Consider the following 18,527-nt stretch of genomic DNA (forward strand, 5'->3'; position numbering starts at 1 on the left):
GGCTTGCCCGATGAACCCCACCCTGACCCGCGGGATAACCCTGCTGCTGGCCATCACCAGCGCCATGGCGGTGGCCACCGTGTATTTCGCCCAGCCCTTGCTTGAGTCAATAGCTGCCGACTTGGGTGTGGCGCAGCAGCAGATTGGTCGGGCGGTCGGCGCGACCCAGGCGGGCTATGCCCTGGGGCTGCTGTTGATCGTGCCGTTGGGGGACCTGATCGACCGCAAACGCCTGTTGCTCGGGCAGTTGCTGTGCTCGGCCCTGGCGCTGGTCGGCGTCGGCATGGCGCCCGGTTGGTCGATGTTGCTGCTGGCTTTGGCGATCACAGGGCTGCTGGCGGTCATGGTGCAAGGAATGGTGGCGCATGCCGCGAGCCTGGCCGCACCCGGCCAGCAGGGGCAGGCCGTGGGCACCGTCACCAGTGGTGTGGTGTTGGGCATTCTGCTGGCGCGGCTGGCATCCGGTGGGCTTGCCGACCTGGCTGGCTGGCGCAGCGTATACCTGGTTGCGGCGGCGCTGCTGGTGCTGCTGGCCCTGGTGCTATGGCGCAGTTTGCCCACGGGCCAGCCGCCGACGTTGCAAGCTGGCTACCGAGCGCTAATCGTTGCCCAGTTCAGTTTGTATCGGCATGACCGCTTGCTGCGTCAGCGCGGGCTGTTCGGCGTGTTGATCTTTGCTGCGTTCAGCGTGTTATGGAGTGCCATGGTCATGCCCCTGAGTGCCGCACCCTTGGCGCTGAGCCATACCGAGATCGGCCTGTTCGGCCTGGCAGGGGTTGCCGGCACATTGGCGGCAGCGCGCGCCGGTCGCCTGGCCGACCATGGGCAGGGGCAGCGCACCACCGGGTGGGCACTGGCCTTGCTGACGCTGTCATGGCTGCCAACGGCCTTCGTTGGGCAGTCACTGATGGCCTTCGTGCTGGGTGTGCTGATGCTGGATTTCGCCGTGCAGGCGGTGCATGTCACCAGTCAGAGCCTGTTGCTGGCCGGGCGTGGCGCAATGGCCAGTCGCCTGATCGGCGCCTACATGTGTTGCTATTCGCTGGGCAGTGGTTTGGGGGCGGTGCTGGCGAGCTGGGTGTATGCCCATGGGGGCTGGGCAGCGGTGTGCGGGCTTGGGATGGGTATCAGCGCGCTAGCGCTGGGGTACTGGCTTTGGCTGCAACGGGCGAGGGCGGCCGAAGCCGCCCTGCAGTGTTCAGGTCAGAACTTGTAGCCAAGGCCGACCATGTAGACCCATGGGTCGACGTCGACGTCGACCTTGGTTTTGCTATAGCCCAGGGCGGTTGGGCCGTTGACGCTGGCCTTGGTGTCGATGTCGATGTACCAGACCGAGGCGTTGACCAGCAGGTTTTCAGTGAGCATGTAGTCCATGCCCAGCTGACCGGCGAAACCGACCGAGTCCTGCAGGTCCAGGTTGCTGAAGCCCTGCTGCTTGCGGGCGCCGCTGAGGTCTTCGTCGAAGAACAGGGTGTAGTTGATGCCGACGCCAGCATACGGCTGGAACTTGGAGGTAGGCTCCATCGGGTAGTACTGCAGCGACAGGGTCGGTGGCAGTTGCTTGATGTCAGCCAGCTTGCCGTCCAGGCCGCCGCCCAGGCCTTTGACGGCGACGGTGTGCTTGAACGGGGTGGCCGCCAGCAGCTCCAGGCCGATGTGGTCGGTGAGCATGTAGGCGAAGGTCAGGCCCAGCTGGGTGTCGCTGTCCAGGGTCGCTTTGGTGCCCGATACCTTGCTGCCGTCGAACTTCAGGTCGCCGCTGCTTTCGTTGGGGGCAACGGTGATAGCACCGGCGCGGACGATGACATCGCCCGCCTGGTGGGCGTGGGCGACAGGGGCGGCGAGTGCCAGGGCCACGAGTGAGGCACCGAGCAAGGACTTGTTCATGGAAGCTCCCAAAGGACGTGAGTAATCGAGTAGTCCAATGGTACGGATGCGCCTAAACGGAAAGTTTGACCCAGCTCAAAGAAGCGTCGTCATGAATTCGAAACAGTTCTCATCTCAGCTCATAAACGTATATTTTTTCCGCTTCCATTTGGTAACCCGCATCGGCCAGTTCGCTGCTGGAGGCTTTAACCTGCATCTTTCCCTCGATCCAGTAAGGCTGGTAGAGGTCTTCGATACGTACGCCCATTTTGCTGAAAATATGCACGATCTGGTTTGATGGCGGTGGTGGTACATGGATGCAGGCGCCGTAGTAGGGGACCAGCAGGAATTCGGTGGTGCGGCCTTCTTCGCTCACCTCCAGCGGCACGATGTAGCCGGGCAGTTTGATCTGCTGGCCGTCGAGGCTTTTTACCACTGGGGCGGCTGGGGCCTGCTGGCGCGCGGCTGGAGCGGACTCGGCGGCCAGGGCATTGCTGAGCTGTGACAGGTCGTGCAGCGGCGCGAGTTGCGGTGGGATGATCGGGGCGCCTTCGGGGATCAGGGCAGGCCAGTCCAGTACACGGGGTTCGGCGGCCCACACAGGCGTTGCTACTGTCAGCAGCAGGATCAGCAGCCTATGCAGTGCTAGCCTCTTCGCGGGCACCACTGGCTTCGAACCTTGTGAGGCACCTGTGGGAGCGGGCGCGCCCGCGTAGAAGGCGGTGAGGTGTTCGATCATTGCACGCACTCAGAGGTGGATGGAAAGGCCATCGGCCAGCGACTGCCGATAGGCCCGCCAAGCCGGCACGCTGCCCATCAGCAACGCAGCCCCGAGGATGATAGCCAGCAAGGTCCATTCATGAGCGCTTGGCATGGCCGGTGGCAGGTACAAACCATAGTTGGCCTGCACATACCCCTGTGCCCCCGCGATACCCGCATAAAGCAACCCAAGCCCGGCCACGATCCCCACCGCAGCCAGCGACAGCGCCTCCAGCACCAGCAGTCCCGCGATATGCCACGGCCTGGCTCCGACCGAACGCAAGATCGCCATCTCCCGCCGGCGCTCGTTGAGGCTGGTGAGAATTGCCGTGAGCATGCCGATCAAACCGGTCAGCACCACGAACAGCGACACCACGAACAACGCCTGCTCCGCGGTGCCCATCAGGCTCCACAACTCTTGCAGCGCCACCCCAGGCAGTATCGCCAGCAATGGTTCGCTGCGGTACTCGTTGATCTCCCGCTGCAGGCTGAAGGTGGCGATCTTGTTATTCAGGCCAAGCATGAACGCGGTGATGGCGGCAGGTTGCAGGTCCAGGGTGCGGGCCTGATCGGCGCTGATGCGTCCGCCGCCACGGGCGGGTACGCCGTTGTGCCAGTCGATATGGATCGCCTCCATGCCACCCAGGCTGATATGCAGGGTGCGGTCGACTGGTGTGCCGGTGCGTTGAAGCACACCGACCACGGTAAACGGCTTGTCGTCGTGCTTGACCAGGCTGATCGCTGCTATGCCGTGGGCCAGCACCAGCTGGTCACCGAGCTTGTAGTGCAGCGACTCGGCCACTTCAGCGCCAAGCACCACTTCGAACGGGTCGCTGGCGAATGCGCGCCCCTGGCTCAGCGCCAGGTGCTGACGGCGGCCGTACTGGTAATGGCTGAAATAATCCGTGGTGGTGCCCATCACCCGATAGCCGCGGTGCGAGTCGCCCAGCGAGATGGGGATGGCCCATTTCACCCGTGGGTCGTTGGCATAGTGTTGGTAGCTGTCCCAGCGGATATTGTTGGTGGCGTTGCCGATGCGAAATACCGAGTACAGCAGCAGGTTCACCGAGCCAGAGCGGGCGCCGATGATCAGGTCGGTGCCACTGATGGTGCTGGCAAAGCTGGCCCGGGCCTCTGTACGAACCCGCTCCACGGCCAGCAGCAGGCACACCGACAGGGCAATGGCGAAGGCCGTGAGGAAGGCAGTGAAACGGCGGTTGGCCAGGCTGGCAAAGGCAAGGCGGAGCAGGTACATCAGGCCTCCTGGGGCTTGGCGGCGCGGTTGAGTTCGGCCAACGACAGGTGGCGGTCGAACAGCGGCGCCAGGCTCTGGTCGTGGCTTACGAACAGCAGGCTGGCACCGGCGGCGCGGCATTCATCGAACAGCAGGCGGATGAACGCTTCGCGAGTATCGGCATCCAGCGCCGAGGTCGGTTCGTCGGCGATCACCAGCTCGGGCTGGCCGATCAGTGCCCGGGCGGCTGCGACCCGTTGCTGCTGGCCGATCGACAGGTTGTCGGCACGGCGGGCGAGCAGTGTGGGGTCGTCCAGGCCCAAGTGTGCCAGCAGCGTGCTAGCCGCCTGGTCGACACTGCCATGGCGCTGCTCGGCGCGGGCCTTGCGGGTGCGCGAGAAGCGGCAGGGCAGCTCGACGTTTTCGCGCACTGAAAGGAACGGCAGCAAGTTGAACTGCTGGAAAATGTAGCCGGTGTGGTCAACCCGAAAGCGGTCCCGGGCGCCTTGGCCCAAGCTGCCGAGGTCCTGGCCGAGCAACTGGATACGGCCCTGGCCCGGTATGTTCACCCCGCCCAGCAGCCCCAACAATGTGGTTTTGCCGCTGCCGCTGGGGCCCTTGAGAAACAGGGCTTCGCCAGCGTCCAGGCAGAACGCCGGAATGTCCAACAGCGCGGGCTGGCCCGGCCAAGCGAATACCAGGTCATGCAGTGCGATCAACGGCTGGCGCATTCAGAACGCGACCACTGCCTTGGCCGGCGTGGTTTCCACGCCTTTCTGGCCGTTGGGGCCGATCAGTTGGACGTTTATTTTTTGGGTGGCCGGGAAGGCTTTGAACAGCGGTGCGAGGTCCAGCTGGGCCAGTTTTTCGGGGCTGGCGCAGGTCAGCTGGTAATGGGCGCCGATGTCGCTGTGCGGGTGGCTGTGTTCATGTTCGTCGCCATCGCTTTCGGCTTTCGCGGTGTCACCGAACAGCGGGCTTTCCAGCGCCTGTTGGTCTTCCTTGCAGCCAGCTGCAGCGGGCAGGCCGAACAGCTTCAGCGGTTGTTCGAGCTGCTGGCGCACGGCGGCGACCTTGGCCTTGTCGGCGGCGCTGCTGACGGCGTGCTCGAAACCGACCAGGTTCATGGCCGGGCTGTCCAGCTCAAGTTCCAGGGTGTTGCCATCGAGCGCGGCGTTGAGTTTGGCCACACCATGCTCGTGGGCACCGAGTGTGCCATGGGCGTGGTCATGTTCATGGTCATCAGCGTGGGCATAAGCCACGGCCAAGGGCAGCAAGGCGAAGGGCAGGGCGAGCAGCAGGCGACGCATGGACGACTCCGGAGCGGGCGGGAAGATTGGGTTATGTTATAACAGCTTTTCCGCGTCTCGCCAGCCTGCGTGGCGCAGGTTTCATGTTGCGGTAGCATGGGTGCATTGACCTGGGTTCAAGGAATGCGGCATGAGAATTCGTGGACAGATTGGCGACTGGCCGGTGGACCTGACCATCGAGTTGGAACCTGAAGAGTGGGCGCAGCTGGGGCGGCAGATTGACGTGCCGGTTGTGGCGCAGGCTGGCGCGACGGCAGTAGTGGCGCCGCGCCAGGATGATGGGCAATGGACTGCGGCGCGTGAGGTGCTGCGCCTGGCGGGGCAGATGAGCGGGCCGGAGTTGCTGGATCGGCTGGAAGGGCTGGCGGGGAGTGCGGCGGCGGGCAAACGGCTGCTGGTGCGCTTGCGGCATAGCAGTGAGGTGAAGGTGGAAAGTGGCGTGGATGCGCCGGTTTATCACTGGGTGGGATAAATCTGTATTGCCTGCCCTGGCCTCTTCGCCGGCACGCCCGCCCCCACAGGTAGACCACCCGTCTGGAATACAGTGGATATCCTGTGGGAGCGGGCGTGCCCGCGAACGAGGGCGAAGCCCTCGCAGATAACTTCAGGTCAGAACATCGCCGCCGACAGCTTGCGACGATATACGCCAACCAGCGGGTGATCCCCACCCAGCAACTCGAACACCTGCAGCATCGCCTTCTGTGGCAACCCGTTCTCATAGCCACGGTTACGCTGGAACAGTTTCAACAACCCCTCCAGCGCCGCTTCATACTGCTGGCGCGCCAACTGCTGGATACTCAACTGGTAAGCCGCTTCGTCATCCTGCGGGTTCTGTGCCAGCCGGCTCTTCAGGTCGGCCACTTCCGGCAGGCTGGCAGCCTGGCGCAGGAAGGTCAGCTGGGCCTTGGCACCGGCCAATGCCGCTTTGTGCTCATCGGTCTTGACCGCATCCAGCACCACCTGGGCCTCGCCCAATTCACCGCGCTCGGCCAGGCAACGGGCGTACAGGATCAGCGCCTCGGCATTGCTGTTGTCTTCACCCAGCAGCGCCTGCAACAGCGCCTCGGCTTCGGCAAAGCGGCTTTCAGCAAACAGCGCCTTGGCCTGTTCCAGTGGCGATGCGGTGGGGGCGGCGGGCAGCTGCACATGTGGCTCGAGCATGGCGCGAATCGCCGACTCCGGCTGCGCACCGGCAAAGCCGTCCACCGGCTGGCCGTCCTTGAACAGCACCACGGTCGGCAGGCTGCGGATGCCGAACTGGGCAACCACCTGTTGCTCCACGTCGCAGTTGATCTTGGCCAGCAGTAGCTCGCCCTGGTAACCCTCGGTGATCTTTGCCAGCAACGGCATCAGTGCCTTGCACGGCGCGCACCACTCGGCCCAGAAGTCCACCAATACCGGTTTGTGGAAGGAGTTCTCGATCACCAGTTGCTGGAAGCTGGCATCGGTGGCGTCGAAAATGTAAGGCGTGTCTTGGGTCATCGCGACTCTCGCAAACTCGTGAATAGCACCACTATAAGGTCTCGCGGCTGGCGTGGTACAGGCTGACCCGGCGGAATTCGTGTGGTTCGGCCAGGTCCGGCAAGGTCAGTGCTTCCATCACGCCCAGTGGCTGGTACAGCGGGTGGCTGAAGTCGCGCACCCGCGAGTCGGCCACCAACGCCTGGCGGCCGCGGCCAAGGAAGGCATCCAGCAACGGCAGGTTGGCGCGGTCGTACAACACATCGGCGACCAGGATCAGGTCAAAGCGGTCGTCCTCGGCGAAAAAATCGCTGCTGTAACCCAGCTCCACCCCGTTCAGCGCTGCATTCGCGCGGCAGGCGTCAAGCGCCAGCGGGTCGAGGTCGCACGCCACCACTTCCAGTGCGCCAGCGCGGGCGGCGGCAATACCGGCGATACCGGAGCCGGCGCCAAAGTCCAGCACGCGCTTGCCGGCCACCCAGTGTGGGCGCTCGGCCAGGTAGCGAGCCATGGCCAGGCCACTGGCCCAGCAGAAGCTCCAGTACGGCGGCTCTTCAAGAATGCGCCGGGTTTCTTCGCTGCTGAACGCGCGGTCCATGTTCTGGTCGTCGATCAGCCACAGCTTCAGGTCGCAGCCGGGCAGTTCGCTGACCACCAGGCGCGCTTCGCCGATCAGGCCGCTGAGGACCTGTTGCAGGGCAAGCGGCGCCACTTACGGCGCCTTCTCGAACCGCAGCGGGCCGGTGGCCTGGGTTTGCGCCTGGGTAATGCGCACGGGCGGCAGGTGCATGATCAGTTGGCCGGAGTTGCTGGCGCGGCCACGCAGCTCGACCCGGGCACCGGCCGGGAAGGCCTCGGGGTTGAAGCGCAGGTGGTAGGGCAGGGCTTGGCCGGTGCCGGTCAGGTTGCTGCTGGCCAGCAGCCGTTGTGGGCGGTCGCGTTCGTCGATGACCAGCAAGGCCAGCTCCACGTCGGCACCGGCCGGGATTTCCAGCAAGGTGCCGCTCAGCTCGCGCTGGTAGGCTGGCAGCGGGCCCAGTACTTCGGCTGGCTTGGCCGCGCGGGCTGGCGTGGGCGCCGGGGGAGTATCGGGCTTGGGCCTGTCGCTGCCACAGGCAGCGAGCAGGGCGGCGCAGCACAGCACGACGAGCGCTCGGTAGTGCATGGGGGAGTCCTTAACGGGCAGATTTCCCTTGGATGTTAACCCCTTTGGCTTGTCTTGCCAGTGGGATGCGCTACCATGGCCCTCCCTTTTTTTTGTTGCCTGCCACCATGCACTGTCCCTTTTGCGGTGCCAACGACACCAAGGTCATCGACTCTCGCCTCGTCGCCGAGGGCGAGCAGGTGCGTCGCCGCCGCGAATGCGTGGCCTGCGGCGAGCGCTTCACTACCTTTGAAACCGCCGAGCTGGTGTTGCCCCGGCTGATCAAGCAGGACGGCACGCGCCAACCGTTCGACGAAGAAAAGCTACGCGCCGGCATGCAGCGGGCACTGGAAAAGCGACCGGTCAGTGTCGAACGCCTGGAAGCCGCGTTGGCACACATAAAAAGCCGCTTGCGTGCCACTGGCGAGCGCGAAGTCAAATCGCTGGTGGTGGGTGAACTGGTCATGGCCGAGCTGCGCAAGCTGGATGAAGTGGCCTATATCCGCTTTGCCTCGGTGTACCGGCGTTTCCAAGACCTTGACGAGTTCCGCGAAGAAATCGACCGCCTGGCCCGTGAGCCGGCTAAAGAGTGAACATGCCGAGCCAAGCTGCCATCCTTGATGCCCACTACATGGCCCGCGCGCTGGAGCTGGCGCGCAAGGGGGTGTACACCACTCATCCAAACCCGCGGGTAGGCTGTGTGATCGTGCGCGATGGCGAGGTGGTCGGCGAGGGCTGGCACGTGCGCGCCGGCGAGCCGCATGCCGAAGTGCACGCCCTGCGCCAGGCCGGTGAGCGCGCCCGCGGCGCCTGCGCCTATGTCACCCTGGAACCGTGCAGCCACCATGGCCGTACGCCGCCGTGCGCCGAAGCGCTGGTCAAGGCTGGCGTGGCACGGGTGGTGGCGGCGATGCAGGACCCTAACCCGCAAGTGGCGGGGCAGGGCCTGCGGCGCCTGGCCGAGGCCGGCATCGAAGTCGCCAGTGGGGTGCTCGAGGCAGAGGCCCGTGCGCTCAATCCGGGCTTCCTCAAGCGCATGGAGCATGGCCTGCCGTTCGTCCGCGCCAAGTTGGCCATGAGCCTGGACGGCCGCACTGCCATGGCCAGTGGCGAAAGCCAGTGGATTACCGGCCCGGCCGCCCGTGCGGCGGTGCAGCGCCTGCGCGCCCGCGCCAGCGTGGTGTTGACCAGCGCCACCAGCGTGTTGGCCGATAACGCGCGGATGACCGTGCGTGGCGCCGAGCTGGGCCTGAATGCCGAAACCACGGCCCTGGCACTCAGCCGTGCACCGCTGCGCGTATTGGTCGATGGCCGCCTGCGTCTACCGCTGGATGCCGCTTTCTTCCAGGCCGGCCCGGCCCTGGTGGTAACCGCTGTCGCAGATGACCCACGCTATGCCGCTGCCGGCCACGAACTGCTCAGCCTGCCGGGCGACAATGGCCAGGTCGACCTGCTGGCGCTGCTGCAGGCTCTGGCCACGCGTGGCGTCAACGAAATTTTGCTGGAAGCCGGTGCTGGCTTGGTCGGTGCCTTTGCCCGGCAGGGCTTGGTCGACGAGTACCAGCTGTTCGTCGCCGGCACTTTCCTCGGTTCCCACGCCCGCCCGCTGTTGGACTGGCCACTGGACAAGATGAGCGAAGCGCCGCGGCTGAAAATTACCGAAATGCGCGCAGTGGGCGATGACTGGCGGGTCACGGCCATCCCCCTGTCGGCGCCCGGCGTATAATGCCGGGCTTGCCCTGCGCAAACCGTTTTTGAGGAAGACCCCATGTTCACCGGCATCATCGAATCCATCGGCACCATCCGCAGCCTGACCCCCAAGGGTGGCGACGTGTGCGTCTACGTCGAAACCGGCAAGCTCGACTTGGGCGACGTCAAGCTCGGCGACAGCATTGCCGTCAACGGCGTGTGCCTGACCGCCGTCGCATTGCCGGGCGACGGTTTCTGGGCCGACGTGAGCGTCGAAACCCTCAAGCGCACCGCCTTCATCGACCTCAAGAGCGGCAGCAAGGTCAACCTGGAAAAGGCCCTGACGCCCACCACCCGCCTGGGCGGGCACCTGGTCAGCGGCCACGTCGACGGGGTTGGCGAAATCATCTCGCGCAGCGATAACGCCCGCGCCATCCAGTTCCGTGTGCGTGCACCGAAGGAGCTGGCCAAGTACATCGCCCACAAGGGTTCGATCACCGTCGACGGCACCAGCCTGACGGTCAATGAGGTCAATGGCGCCGAGTTCGAACTGACCATTGTCCCGCACACCCTGTCCGAAACCATCATGGCCGACTACCGTGCAGGTCGTCGGGTAAACCTTGAGGTCGATCTGCTGGCCCGTTACCTGGAGCGTTTGCTGCTGGGTGACAAGGCGGCCGAACCGAGCAAGGGCAGTGGCATTACCGAAAGCTTCCTGGCCGCCAACGGCTTCTTGAAATCCTGATTGAGAAGGGGGTGCCGCGTGGCGCTCAACAGCATCGAAGAACTGGTCGAAGACATCCGCCAGGGCAAAATGGTCATCCTCATGGATGACGAAGACCGTGAGAACGAAGGCGACATCATCATGGCAGCCGAATGCTGCCTGCCTGAGCACATCAACTTCATGGCCAAGCACGCCCGTGGCCTGATTTGCATGCCGATGACCCGCGAACGTTGCGAAACGCTGAAGCTGCCGTTGATGGCACCGCGCAATGGCTCGGGCTTCGGCACCAAGTTCACCGTGTCGATCGAAGCCGCCGAAGGCGTCACCACCGGCATCTCTGCCGCCGACCGCGCGCGCACCGTGCAAGCGGCCGCCGCCAAGGACGCCAAGGCCGAAGACATCGTCAGCCCCGGCCATATCTTCCCGCTGATGGCCCAGCCGGGCGGTACCCTGGCCCGCGCCGGGCACACCGAAGCTGCTTGCGACCTGGCGCGCATGGCTGGCTTTGAGCCAAGTGGCGTGATCTGCGAAGTGATGAACGACGACGGCACCATGTCGCGCCGCGCCGAGCTGGAAGTGTTCGCCGCCGAGCACGGCCTGAAGATCGGTACCATCGCCGACCTGATCCACTACCGCATGATCCACGAGCGCACCGTGCAGCGCGTCTCCGAGCAGCCGGTAGAGAGCGAGTTGGGCGAGTTCAACTTGGTCACCTACCGCGACGCGGTGGAAGGCGACGTGCACATGGCCCTGACCCTGGGCAAGATCTGCGCCGAAGAACCGACCCTGGTACGTGTGCACAACATGGACCCGCTGCGCGACCTGCTGCTGGTCAAGCAACCGGGCCGCTGGAGCCTGCGCGCCGCCATGGCCGCCGTGGCCGAGGCCGGTAGCGGCGTGGTATTGCTGCTGGGCCACCCGTTGGATGGCGACGTGCTGCTGGCGCACATCCGCGAGAGTGCCGGCGATGCACCGACCAAGGCGCCAACCACCTACAGCACTGTGGGTGCCGGCTCGCAGATCCTGCGTGACCTCGGGGTGCGCAAGATGCGCCTGATGAGTTCACCGATGAAGTTCAACGCGATATCCGGATTCGATCTGGAAGTTGTAGAATACGTGCCCTCCGAGTGACTTGAGGCGGCAATGACGCCCTCTGCTCGAGTCCAGACCCCTGTCGAGGCCGCTTGTATGCGGCCTCGCTTTTGAAGATGAGAATATCGGAATGACCCTGAAGACCATCGAAGGTACCTTCATCGCCCCCAAAGGTCGCTATGCTTTGGTGGTTGGCCGCTTCAACAGCTTCGTTGTCGAAAGCCTGGTAAGCGGTGCCGTTGACGCCCTGGTTCGCCACGGTGTCAGCGAAAGCGACATCACCATCATCCGTGCCCCGGGTGCATTCGAAATCCCGCTGGTGGCACAGAAGGTCGCCCAGCAAGGCGCCTACGACGCGATCATCGCCCTGGGCGCCGTGATCCGTGGTGGTACCCCGCACTTCGAGTACGTGGCGGGCGAATGCACCAAGGGCCTGGCCCAGGTGTCCATGGAGTTCGGTGTTCCGGTGGCCTTCGGCGTACTGACCGTCGACTCCATCGAGCAGGCCATCGAGCGTTCCGGCACCAAGGCCGGCAACAAAGGTGCTGAAGCTGCCCTGTCCGCTCTGGAAATGGTCAGCCTGCTGGCGCAGTTGGAGGCCAAGTGATTAGCGACGAAAGCGATCGTTTCAACCCGCGCGATCCAAAACCTGCGGATGCCGGCAAGCCCTCGAAGAGCGCCAAGCGCCGCGAAGCCCGTAAGCTCGCGACCCAAGCGCTGTACCAGTGGCACATGGCACAGCATTCGCTGAACGAGATCGAAGCGCAGTTCCGGGTCGATAACGATTTTTCCGATGTTGACGGTGCGTACTTCCGCGAGATCCTGCATGGTGTCCCGGCAATCAAGAGCGAAATCGACAACGCCCTGAAGCCATGCCTGGACCTGGCTTTGGAAGAGCTCGACCCGGTTGAGCTGGCCGTGCTGCGTTTGTCCACCTGGGAGTTCATCAAGCGCGTCGACGTACCGTACCGCGTGGTGATCAACGAAGGTGTCGAGCTGGCCAAGCTCTTCGGTGCCACCGACGGCCACAAGTTCGTCAACGGCGTGCTGGACAAGCTGGCCCCGAACCTGCGCGAAGCAGAAGTCAAGGCGAACAAGCGCTGATCCTGGCGCTTGCGAACCATGGGTGAGTTCGAGCTGATCAGCCATTACTTCGCCGCTGCGCCTTGTGCGCAAGGCGGTGAAGGCGTGGCCCTGGGTATCGGCGACGATTGCGCCCTGCTCGACCTGCCAGCCGGCGAGCAACTGGCGGTGTCCACCGACACCCTGGTTGCCGGCGTGCATTTCCCGGCGGTGTGCGACCCGTGGCTGCTCGGCCAGCGTTCGTTGGCCGTGGCGGCCAGTGACCTGGCGGCCATGGGCGCTACCCCCATCGGCTTTACCCTTGGCCTGACTTTGCCGGAGGTTAGCGCCGACTGGCTGCAAGCCTATGCCAGCGGCCTCAACCGCATGGCCAGCCACTGCCAGCTCAGCCTGATCGGTGGCGACACCACCCGTGGCCCGCTGAGCATCACCATGACCGTATTCGGCCGGGTGCCCGTGGGGCAGGCATTGCGCCGTGACGGCGCTCGCCCGGGCGACCTGCTGTGCGTGGGCGGCGAATTGGGCAATGCGGCCGGTGCCTTGCCGCTGGTGTTAGGCCAGCGCCAAGCCGATGCCGCGCTGGCGCAACCGCTACTCGACCACTACTGGTCGCCGTCGCCGCAGTTTGCCTTGGGCCAACTGCTGCGCGGGCGTGCCACCTCGGCGTTGGATATTTCCGACGGCCTGCTGGCCGACTGTGGGCATATTGCCAAAGCCTCTCGTGTGGCACTCGAAGTGAACCTGGCGCAGGTGCCGATGTCAGCCGCATTGCAGGGGTTCCTCGGGGCTGAGGCGGCCGTGCAGGCGGCCTTGACCGGTGGTGACGACTACGTGTTGGCGTTCACCTTGCCGCCCGCCCAACTTTCATCCCTGCAGGCTCAAGGCCTGGCGGCGTTCCACGTCATTGGGCAAGTGCTCGAAGGGCAGGGCGTCAGCTTGCGCGACCGGCATGGCCAGGACATCACCCCGCGGCAACGCGGCTATCAACATTTTAGGGAGACACCGTGACCGATCACCCGAACCAGGTGCCTGCGGAGTTCGTTCCGCCTTCGGTCTGGCGCAACCCGTGGCACTTCATTGCCTTCGGTTTCGGTTCTGGCACCTTGCCCAAGGCCCCGGGTACCTGGGGTTCGCTGGTGGCCATACCCTTCATCCCACTGTGGCAAATGCTTCCCGACTGGGGCTACTGGCTGTTGCTCGGCGTGAGCATGCTGTTCGGCTTCTGGCTGTGCGGCAAGGTCGCCAACGACTTGCGTGTGCACGACCATGAAGGCATTGTCTGGGACGAGATTGTCGGCATGTGGATTACCCTCTGGCTGGTGCCGGAAGGCTGGCAGTGGCTGCTGGCAGGGTTTCTGATGTTCCGCTTCTTCGACATCCTCAAGCCGTGGCCGATCCGCTGGGTCGACCGCCATGTACACGGCGGCGTGGGGATTATGCTCGACGATATTCTGGCTGGCGTATTCGCCTGGCTGAGCATGCAGGTTCTGGTGTGGGCGGTTGCCTGATACAGGGAGCGTGTAGATGGCCATAAGGACGGTGCTGCTGGCAATGCTGCTGAGCCTTGCCCCATGGGTAGCAGCTGCCGAAGGTGTGCCCAGGCAGATTCAGCTGGTCAGCGAAGAGTGGCTCGACTACACCAACGCCGACGGTAGTGGGGTGGCCTGGGACGTGCTGCGCAAGGTGTTCGAGCCGGCTGGGGTCAAGGTTGTGATCCAGAGCGCGCCCTACAGCCGTGCGGTCGGGCTGGTCAAACGCGGCGAGGCCGACGCTTGGGTTGGTTCGTACAAGGAAGAAAACGACGACAACCTGTACCCGCGCTGGCACTTCGACATGGACCACATCTACGCCCTGGGGTTGGTCAGCAAGCCTGCACTTACCCTGGAGACCTTGGGCCAGTACCGCCTGGCGTGGGTGCGTGGCTACGACTTCGCCAACTACCTGCCGAATGTGCATGAGTTTCGCGAAGTTCAGCGTCGCGAAGGCATCCTGCCGATGCTTGAGCATGACCGCGTGGACTACTACATCGACGCGCTGACCGAGGTCGACTATGTACTAAGCCAGACCTCCCAGCCCGAGCGCTTCCACCGCACCCATTTGGCTGAGCTGCCGCTGTACCTGGCTTTTGGCCGCAGCGACCAGGCCAAGGCCCTGCTGGACCTATTCGACAAGCGCATGGCCGAACTGGTGCGCAGCGGTGAGCTGAAGCCGATTTTTCAGCATTGGCAGCAGCCGTATCCGTTCAGCCCCGATAGCAAACCGCATTGAGATAGGGTCGGGCCTGGTTAACCTAAGCATCGAACTTTTCGATCTTACCCCGCGGTATTCAGCCGGCCCACATTCCCCAACCTGCTGATACAATCGGCCCACGAGAAATTTTCAACTTATTCCAGGAGCACAACGTGCCCGTCGTCTTTGTTGCCGCCTCTAAACTCCCGACGCCTTTCGCGACCTTCACCATGCACGGCTTCCTCGACGAAGCCACGGGCCGTGAGCATGTGGTGCTCAGCCTGGGTGACATCGCGGATGGCCAACCGGTGCTGGGGCGCCTGCACTCCGAGTGCCTGACCGGCGATGCCCTGTTTAGCCAGCGCTGTGACTGCGGTTCGCAACTGGAAGCCGCATTGCAGGCCATCGCCCGCGAAGGCCGTGGTGTGCTGCTGTATCTGCGCCAGGAAGGCCGTGGCATTGGCCTGCTTAACAAGATTCGCGCCTACGAGCTGCAGGATGGCGGCGCCGATACGGTCGAGGCCAACGAGCGCCTGGGCTTCGCGGCCGACCAACGCGACTATGCCATGTGCCTGCCAATGCTGGAGCACCTGGGGGTGAAGTCGCTGCGCCTGATGACCAATAACCCGCGCAAGGTCAAAGCCTTGACCGACATGAACATCGTCGTCGCCGAGCGCGTACCGCTGCACACCGGTCACAACCCGCACAACCGCTACTACCTGGCGACCAAGGCCGGCAAACTCGGCCACATGCTGGGTAACGAGCACCAGGGCGAGGTGCCTCAGGCGTGACCCGCGCCGAGGTCAAGCGGCGCCTGGCGCTGGCCTGGTGGCAGTACCTGGCAGTCGGTTTGGTGCCGCTGCCGGTCATGGCCTGGGCCTTTGGTGGTGGTGATGCACGGGTACCGGTGCTGGCCATGCCGCTGTTCATTGCCGGCGCGGCGACCATGTTCCTCAGCCTGCCGCGCTTCGGGGCCTACAAGCGCACACTCATTGCCACCGCCAAGGTGCTGGGCAGCGGCGAAGAGCCCGCCGCCTGGATCGAGTTGGCGCGGGTACGGCGCCTGGCCATGCTGTATGCCTGCTTCCCAGCCTGGGTCGCCGCGCTGTCGGTGCTGGTCGGCCTCGAGGCGGTGCCGCAGATCTTGCTGGCGTTGTCCACCGTGGTGGTGCTGTACCTCTATCGCATTCCGCGCCAGCTCGGCTGATGCGGCGGCTGCCTGGCCTGCTGGCGCTGTTCGCCTGCACTGCACTGGCTGGCGAACCCCTGCGGGTGGTCAGCCTGGCCCCCTCGATGAGCGAGATCATGCTCGAGCTGCAGGCCGAAGACCTGTTGGTCGGCGTACTCGACGGTGGCGAGCGCCCGGCGGCGCTGCGCGGCCTGCCCTCAGTGGGGCGCCAGGGGCAACTGGACATGGAGCGCCTGCTCAGCCTGCGCCCCGACCTGTTGCTGCTGTGGCCGGGCAGTGTGCCGCTGGCCCAGCGCGACCAGCTCAAGCGCCTGGGCATCGCCACTTTCAGCAGCGAACCCCATGACATAGACCAGCTGATCGAGCAGATCGAAGCCATCGCCGAGCGTGTCGGCCGGGCCGAACAAGGCCATCAGTATGCCCAGGCTCTGCGCGAGCGGTTGCAGCAACTGCGCCAGCAGTATCGGCGTGACGAGCCTTTGCAGGTGTTCTACCAGGTCTGGGACCGGCCGTTGTACACGCTCGGTGGCCGCCAGGTGGTGAGCGACGCCTTGGCCGTGTGCGGGGCGCGCAATGTTTTCGCCGACCTCACCCTGCCGGCACCGCAAGTGAATGTGGAGTCTGTGCTGCTGCGCAATCCGCAGGTCATTCTGGCCGGCGACCAGGCGCAACTGGCGAGTTGGAAGGCTTGGCCGCAGTTGCGGGCGGTGGCCGATGATCGTTTGCTGGTGGTGCCTGACAAAGGCCTGGAGCGCCCCAGCGGGCAGATGATCGAGGCCACGGCGCAGTTGTGTGCGCTGCTCGAGGCTACAGCGCCGGCGTCCAGGTAGCGCTAAACAGCCAAGTGCGGCCTTCTTCGCGATAGCCGTAGTTGTTGCCCAAGTGGTTGTAATGGGTGCGGCTGTACTGCTTGTCTAGCAAGTTCTGCAGTTTCAGGTCCAGCGTAAGCTCGTGGCTTGCCGCCCAGCTTCCGCGTAGGCCTAGCACGCCGTAGCCACTGATTGGGTCGGTATTGGCTTCGTCGTTGAAGCTACTGCTGACAGTTTGCCAGGTAGCGCCAAAAGCGAAGTGGTCGAACTGACGGTCGATGTCCAGACTCAAGGTGCGTCGGGCCCGGCGGGGCAGGGTATGGCCGTTCTCTCGGTTGCGTGGATCGATCAGTGCCAGGCCTAGTTGCGACGTCCAGCCGTTCCACTCCTGGCTCAGGGCCATCTCGAAGCCGTTGATGCGGGCGGCGCCGACGTTCTCGGGCTTTTCGCTGTATTCGATCGCGTCACGCAGGTCAGTGCGGTACAGCGAAGTTTCCAGTTTGCTGCTTGCGCTCAGTTGGCTGCGCCACTGCAATTCATAGCTTTTCGAGTGCTCGGGCTTGAGGTCTGGGTTGTTGTAACCCGGGTAGTACAGGTCGTTGAAGGTGGGGGCCCGGAAGCCTTCGCTGTAGGACAACAATAGGTCGTTGGCCGTGTTGAGCGGTACTGTCAGGCTGCCGCTCCAGGTGGTCTGCCCACCGAACTGTTGGTTCGTGTCATGGCGCAGGCCAATTTCGCTGGAAAAGTCTTCGCCATGAAAGCGATGCTGGGCGAACACCGCGCGATTCCAGCGACTGTCTTCAGTGAAGTCGGCACTGGCATGAACACGGTCTTCATACCAGTCGCCACCCAGCAGCAAACTGTTGCGCTCATCCAGTGTCAGGGTGTTCTGCCAGGAGGCCTGGTCGCGGTAGGTATTGAACGGGGCGCTTGACTGGCTGAGCTTGTCTCGGCTGTCGTCACGGTTCTCGCTATGAGCCAGCTCGAAGCGTGCGTTCCACTGCTCGCTGACCTGGGCATCCAGATAGCTGCCGATGCTGCTGACCGCGAAGTCCGAATAGGGCTCTTGTGGGTTGGCCCCGCGTGGCTCGTCGAATTCGTGGCGCCCGCGGCTATCGAGCAGGTTCAACCCTGCCTCGAAGCGCTCGCCAAAGGTATGGCTCAGGCTCAGGTTGAGTGACTTGTTGCGGTAGGCGTCATGGTCGCCATCGCTGGCGAACGACGGCCCGGTCGAGTCGATGCCGGCGGTTTCATCCAGGCTGGCACCAAGGTTAAAGCGCGTGGCTCCGTTGCCACCGGAAAGCCCCAGGCTGCGTTGGAACGTCTGGTTGCTACCTGCCGCCATGCGCAGGCGCGGCTGTAGGCCGGGGCCGCTGCTGCGCCGGGTGAAAATTTGGATAACCCCACCAATGGCATCGCTGCCGTACACCGCCGAGCGCGAGCCGCGCAGCACTTCGACCCGCTCGATCTGGTCGACATCGAGAAACTGCAGGCCGCTGTCGCCCGACGTGGTGTTGGCGATGCGCACGCCATCGACCAGCACCAGGCTTTGTGCAGCCTTGGTGCCGCGGATGAAGATGCCCGGCAGGCTGCCACGGCCACCGGTGGGCGCTACTTGCACGCCGGGCACGCGGCTGAGCAGGTCGGTGACGTTGGTGGGTTGCAGGCGGTCGATATCGGCGCGGGTGAATACCGTGTTGGCGGCGCTGGTGGCGGTGCGTGACTCGACCTGGCGGCTGGCGCTGATCAGTACGTCGGGGAGCTTGAGGGCGTCGTCGCGTTCGGCGGCCAGCAGGGGGAGCGGGAGGCAGAGCAGGGTGGCAAAGGTTGGGAATTTCATTACGGCTTCCAAAGCAATCGCCGGCAAGCCAGCTCTCACAGGTACGGCACAGTACTCAAGGGCTGTGTTGTACCTGTGGGAGCTGGCTTGCCGGCGAT

General features: G+C 64.3%; 23 protein-coding genes. 14 read left to right on the forward strand and 9 right to left on the reverse strand.

The features are described from left to right. Positions 1 to 10: 10 nt before the first annotated feature. On the forward strand, positions 11 to 1,216 hold the full coding sequence (locus DV532_RS02645) for an MFS transporter (RefSeq protein WP_056806966.1): 1,206 nt from the start codon (positions 11 to 13) through the stop codon (positions 1,214 to 1,216). Here DV532_RS02645 and DV532_RS02650 read toward each other — a convergent pair. From DV532_RS02650 to DV532_RS02670, 5 genes are all read right to left on the reverse strand, one after another. Next, entirely contained in the window at positions 1,204 to 1,887 is a 684-nt protein-coding gene (locus DV532_RS02650) for an OmpW family protein (RefSeq protein WP_056806969.1), read from the reverse strand. The genes DV532_RS02645 and DV532_RS02650 overlap by 13 nt on opposite strands. Before the next feature lie 109 nt (positions 1,888 to 1,996). Beyond that, positions 1,997 to 2,509, reverse strand: coding sequence for a DUF3299 domain-containing protein (locus tag DV532_RS02655; protein ID WP_056807210.1), 513 nt, complete (start codon positions 2,507 to 2,509; stop codon positions 1,997 to 1,999). 105 nt (positions 2,510 to 2,614) lie between these two features. Then, on the reverse strand, positions 2,615 to 3,880 hold the full coding sequence (locus DV532_RS02660; RefSeq protein WP_056806972.1) for an ABC transporter permease: 1,266 nt from the start codon (positions 3,878 to 3,880) through the stop codon (positions 2,615 to 2,617). After that, positions 3,880 to 4,590 (reverse strand): ABC transporter ATP-binding protein, encoded by a 711-nt coding sequence (locus DV532_RS02665; RefSeq protein WP_056806973.1) that lies wholly within the window; start codon positions 4,588 to 4,590, stop codon positions 3,880 to 3,882. The genes DV532_RS02660 and DV532_RS02665 overlap by 1 nt, the downstream gene beginning before the upstream one ends. Continuing rightward, positions 4,591 to 5,169: a DUF2796 domain-containing protein gene (locus tag DV532_RS02670; RefSeq protein WP_056806975.1), complete on the reverse strand. Its 579-nt coding sequence runs from the start codon at positions 5,167 to 5,169 to the stop codon at positions 4,591 to 4,593. Positions 5,170 to 5,299: 130 nt separating this feature from the next. Between DV532_RS02670 and DV532_RS02675 the strand changes: the two genes are divergently transcribed. Then, on the forward strand, positions 5,300 to 5,641 hold the full coding sequence (locus DV532_RS02675; protein ID WP_056806977.1) for a hypothetical protein: 342 nt from the start codon (positions 5,300 to 5,302) through the stop codon (positions 5,639 to 5,641). Positions 5,642 to 5,778: 137 nt separating this feature from the next. Here the strand turns inward: DV532_RS02675 and trxA are convergent, their stop codons facing one another. Genes trxA through DV532_RS02690 form a run of 3 tightly spaced genes read right to left on the reverse strand, consistent with a single transcriptional unit; the run spans position 5,779 to position 7,795 of the window. Next, a complete protein-coding gene (gene trxA / locus DV532_RS02680) occupies positions 5,779 to 6,651 on the reverse strand; it encodes a thioredoxin (RefSeq protein ID WP_056806980.1) in 873 nt (290 codons plus the stop codon). A 31-nt stretch (positions 6,652 to 6,682) separates the two neighbouring features. After that, positions 6,683 to 7,342 carry a methyltransferase gene (locus tag DV532_RS02685; RefSeq protein ID WP_056806983.1) on the reverse strand — a complete coding sequence of 220 codons (660 nt, stop codon included), beginning with the start codon at positions 7,340 to 7,342 and terminating at the stop codon, positions 6,683 to 6,685. Then, a complete protein-coding gene (locus tag DV532_RS02690; protein WP_056806985.1) occupies positions 7,343 to 7,795 on the reverse strand; it encodes a YbaY family lipoprotein in 453 nt (150 codons plus the stop codon). A 107-nt stretch (positions 7,796 to 7,902) separates the two neighbouring features. On the opposite strand from DV532_RS02690, the gene nrdR reads away from it, so the two are divergent. The 12 genes from nrdR (at position 7,903) to DV532_RS02750 (ending at position 16,610) form a co-directional block, all read left to right on the forward strand. After that, the gene (gene nrdR / locus DV532_RS02695; RefSeq protein WP_008092351.1) at positions 7,903 to 8,367 is read left to right on the forward strand and encodes a transcriptional regulator NrdR; all 465 of its coding nucleotides are present in this window, start codon (positions 7,903 to 7,905) and stop codon (positions 8,365 to 8,367) included. 2 nt (positions 8,368 to 8,369) lie between these two features. Then, positions 8,370 to 9,500 (forward strand): bifunctional diaminohydroxyphosphoribosylaminopyrimidine deaminase/5-amino-6-(5-phosphoribosylamino)uracil reductase RibD, encoded by a 1,131-nt coding sequence (gene ribD / locus DV532_RS02700; protein WP_056806988.1) that lies wholly within the window; start codon positions 8,370 to 8,372, stop codon positions 9,498 to 9,500. Positions 9,501 to 9,542: 42 nt separating this feature from the next. After that, positions 9,543 to 10,208 carry a riboflavin synthase gene (locus DV532_RS02705; RefSeq protein ID WP_056806991.1) on the forward strand — a complete coding sequence of 222 codons (666 nt, stop codon included), beginning with the start codon at positions 9,543 to 9,545 and terminating at the stop codon, positions 10,206 to 10,208. A gap of 18 nt (positions 10,209 to 10,226) precedes the next feature. Continuing rightward, positions 10,227 to 11,318, forward strand: a complete 1,092-nt coding sequence (ribBA, locus tag DV532_RS02710; protein WP_012270288.1) for a bifunctional 3,4-dihydroxy-2-butanone-4-phosphate synthase/GTP cyclohydrolase II — start codon at positions 10,227 to 10,229, stop codon at positions 11,316 to 11,318. A 91-nt stretch (positions 11,319 to 11,409) separates the two neighbouring features. Beyond that, the gene (gene ribE, locus DV532_RS02715; RefSeq protein ID WP_003255395.1) at positions 11,410 to 11,886 is read left to right on the forward strand and encodes a 6,7-dimethyl-8-ribityllumazine synthase; all 477 of its coding nucleotides are present in this window, start codon (positions 11,410 to 11,412) and stop codon (positions 11,884 to 11,886) included. Next, complete coding sequence (nusB, locus tag DV532_RS02720; RefSeq protein ID WP_056806994.1) at positions 11,883 to 12,383, forward strand: transcription antitermination factor NusB; 501 nt, start codon at positions 11,883 to 11,885, stop codon at positions 12,381 to 12,383. The genes ribE and nusB overlap by 4 nt, the downstream gene beginning before the upstream one ends. An 18-nt stretch (positions 12,384 to 12,401) precedes the next feature. After that, positions 12,402 to 13,370, forward strand: coding sequence for a thiamine-phosphate kinase (gene thiL, locus DV532_RS02725; protein ID WP_056806997.1), 969 nt, complete (start codon positions 12,402 to 12,404; stop codon positions 13,368 to 13,370). Then, complete coding sequence (locus tag DV532_RS02730) at positions 13,367 to 13,870, forward strand: phosphatidylglycerophosphatase A (protein WP_056807000.1); 504 nt, start codon at positions 13,367 to 13,369, stop codon at positions 13,868 to 13,870. Before thiL ends, DV532_RS02730 begins: the two co-directional genes overlap by 4 nt. Before the next feature lie 16 nt (positions 13,871 to 13,886). Continuing rightward, positions 13,887 to 14,630 (forward strand): ABC transporter substrate-binding protein, encoded by a 744-nt coding sequence (locus tag DV532_RS02735; protein ID WP_056807003.1) that lies wholly within the window; start codon positions 13,887 to 13,889, stop codon positions 14,628 to 14,630. 134 nt (positions 14,631 to 14,764) lie between these two features. Beyond that, a complete protein-coding gene (ribA, locus tag DV532_RS02740; RefSeq protein WP_003260612.1) occupies positions 14,765 to 15,382 on the forward strand; it encodes a GTP cyclohydrolase II in 618 nt (205 codons plus the stop codon). Beyond that, a complete protein-coding gene (locus DV532_RS02745) occupies positions 15,379 to 15,798 on the forward strand; it encodes a hypothetical protein (RefSeq protein WP_056807008.1) in 420 nt (139 codons plus the stop codon). Before ribA ends, DV532_RS02745 begins: the two co-directional genes overlap by 4 nt. Beyond that, positions 15,798 to 16,610, forward strand: a complete 813-nt coding sequence (locus DV532_RS02750) for a cobalamin-binding protein (RefSeq protein ID WP_056807010.1) — start codon at positions 15,798 to 15,800, stop codon at positions 16,608 to 16,610. The genes DV532_RS02745 and DV532_RS02750 overlap by 1 nt, the downstream gene beginning before the upstream one ends. On the opposite strand, the gene DV532_RS02755 is transcribed toward DV532_RS02750, so the two are convergent. Further along, a complete protein-coding gene (locus tag DV532_RS02755; RefSeq protein WP_056807012.1) occupies positions 16,588 to 18,429 on the reverse strand; it encodes a TonB-dependent receptor domain-containing protein in 1,842 nt (613 codons plus the stop codon). The two genes, DV532_RS02750 and DV532_RS02755, sit on opposite strands and share 23 nt — an antisense overlap. Positions 18,430 to 18,527 lie beyond the last annotated feature (98 nt).

It is taken from the genome of Pseudomonas sp. Leaf58, from assembly GCF_003627215.1.
Lineage (GTDB): Bacteria > Pseudomonadota > Gammaproteobacteria > Pseudomonadales > Pseudomonadaceae > Aquipseudomonas.

What these genes read in the sequence shown, in the direction of transcription:
- DV532_RS02650 (WP_056806969.1), bottom strand. Translation starts at nt 1,887, where the DNA reads ATGAACAAGTCCTTGCTCGGTGCCTCACTCGTGGCCCTGGCACTCGCC.
- nrdR (WP_008092351.1), top strand. Translation starts at nt 7,903, where the DNA reads ATGCACTGTCCCTTTTGCGGTGCCAACGACACCAAGGTCATCGACTCT.
- thiL (WP_056806997.1), top strand. Translation starts at nt 12,402, where the DNA reads ATGGGTGAGTTCGAGCTGATCAGCCATTACTTCGCCGCTGCGCCTTGT.
- DV532_RS02750 (WP_056807010.1), top strand. Translation starts at nt 15,798, where the DNA reads ATGCGGCGGCTGCCTGGCCTGCTGGCGCTGTTCGCCTGCACTGCACTG.
- DV532_RS02755 (WP_056807012.1), bottom strand. Translation starts at nt 18,429, where the DNA reads ATGAAATTCCCAACCTTTGCCACCCTGCTCTGCCTCCCGCTCCCCCTG.
- ribD (WP_056806988.1), top strand. Translation starts at nt 8,370, where the DNA reads ATGCCGAGCCAAGCTGCCATCCTTGATGCCCACTACATGGCCCGCGCG.
- DV532_RS02665 (WP_056806973.1), bottom strand. Translation starts at nt 4,590, where the DNA reads ATGCGCCAGCCGTTGATCGCACTGCATGACCTGGTATTCGCTTGGCCG.
- DV532_RS02705 (WP_056806991.1), top strand. Translation starts at nt 9,543, where the DNA reads ATGTTCACCGGCATCATCGAATCCATCGGCACCATCCGCAGCCTGACC.
- trxA (WP_056806980.1), bottom strand. Translation starts at nt 6,651, where the DNA reads ATGACCCAAGACACGCCTTACATTTTCGACGCCACCGATGCCAGCTTC.
- ribE (WP_003255395.1), top strand. Translation starts at nt 11,410, where the DNA reads ATGACCCTGAAGACCATCGAAGGTACCTTCATCGCCCCCAAAGGTCGC.
- DV532_RS02675 (WP_056806977.1), top strand. Translation starts at nt 5,300, where the DNA reads ATGAGAATTCGTGGACAGATTGGCGACTGGCCGGTGGACCTGACCATC.
- DV532_RS02670 (WP_056806975.1), bottom strand. Translation starts at nt 5,169, where the DNA reads ATGCGTCGCCTGCTGCTCGCCCTGCCCTTCGCCTTGCTGCCCTTGGCC.
- DV532_RS02645 (WP_056806966.1), top strand. Translation starts at nt 11, where the DNA reads ATGAACCCCACCCTGACCCGCGGGATAACCCTGCTGCTGGCCATCACC.
- DV532_RS02690 (WP_056806985.1), bottom strand. Translation starts at nt 7,795, where the DNA reads ATGCACTACCGAGCGCTCGTCGTGCTGTGCTGCGCCGCCCTGCTCGCT.
- DV532_RS02735 (WP_056807003.1), top strand. Translation starts at nt 13,887, where the DNA reads ATGGCCATAAGGACGGTGCTGCTGGCAATGCTGCTGAGCCTTGCCCCA.
- DV532_RS02660 (WP_056806972.1), bottom strand. Translation starts at nt 3,880, where the DNA reads ATGTACCTGCTCCGCCTTGCCTTTGCCAGCCTGGCCAACCGCCGTTTC.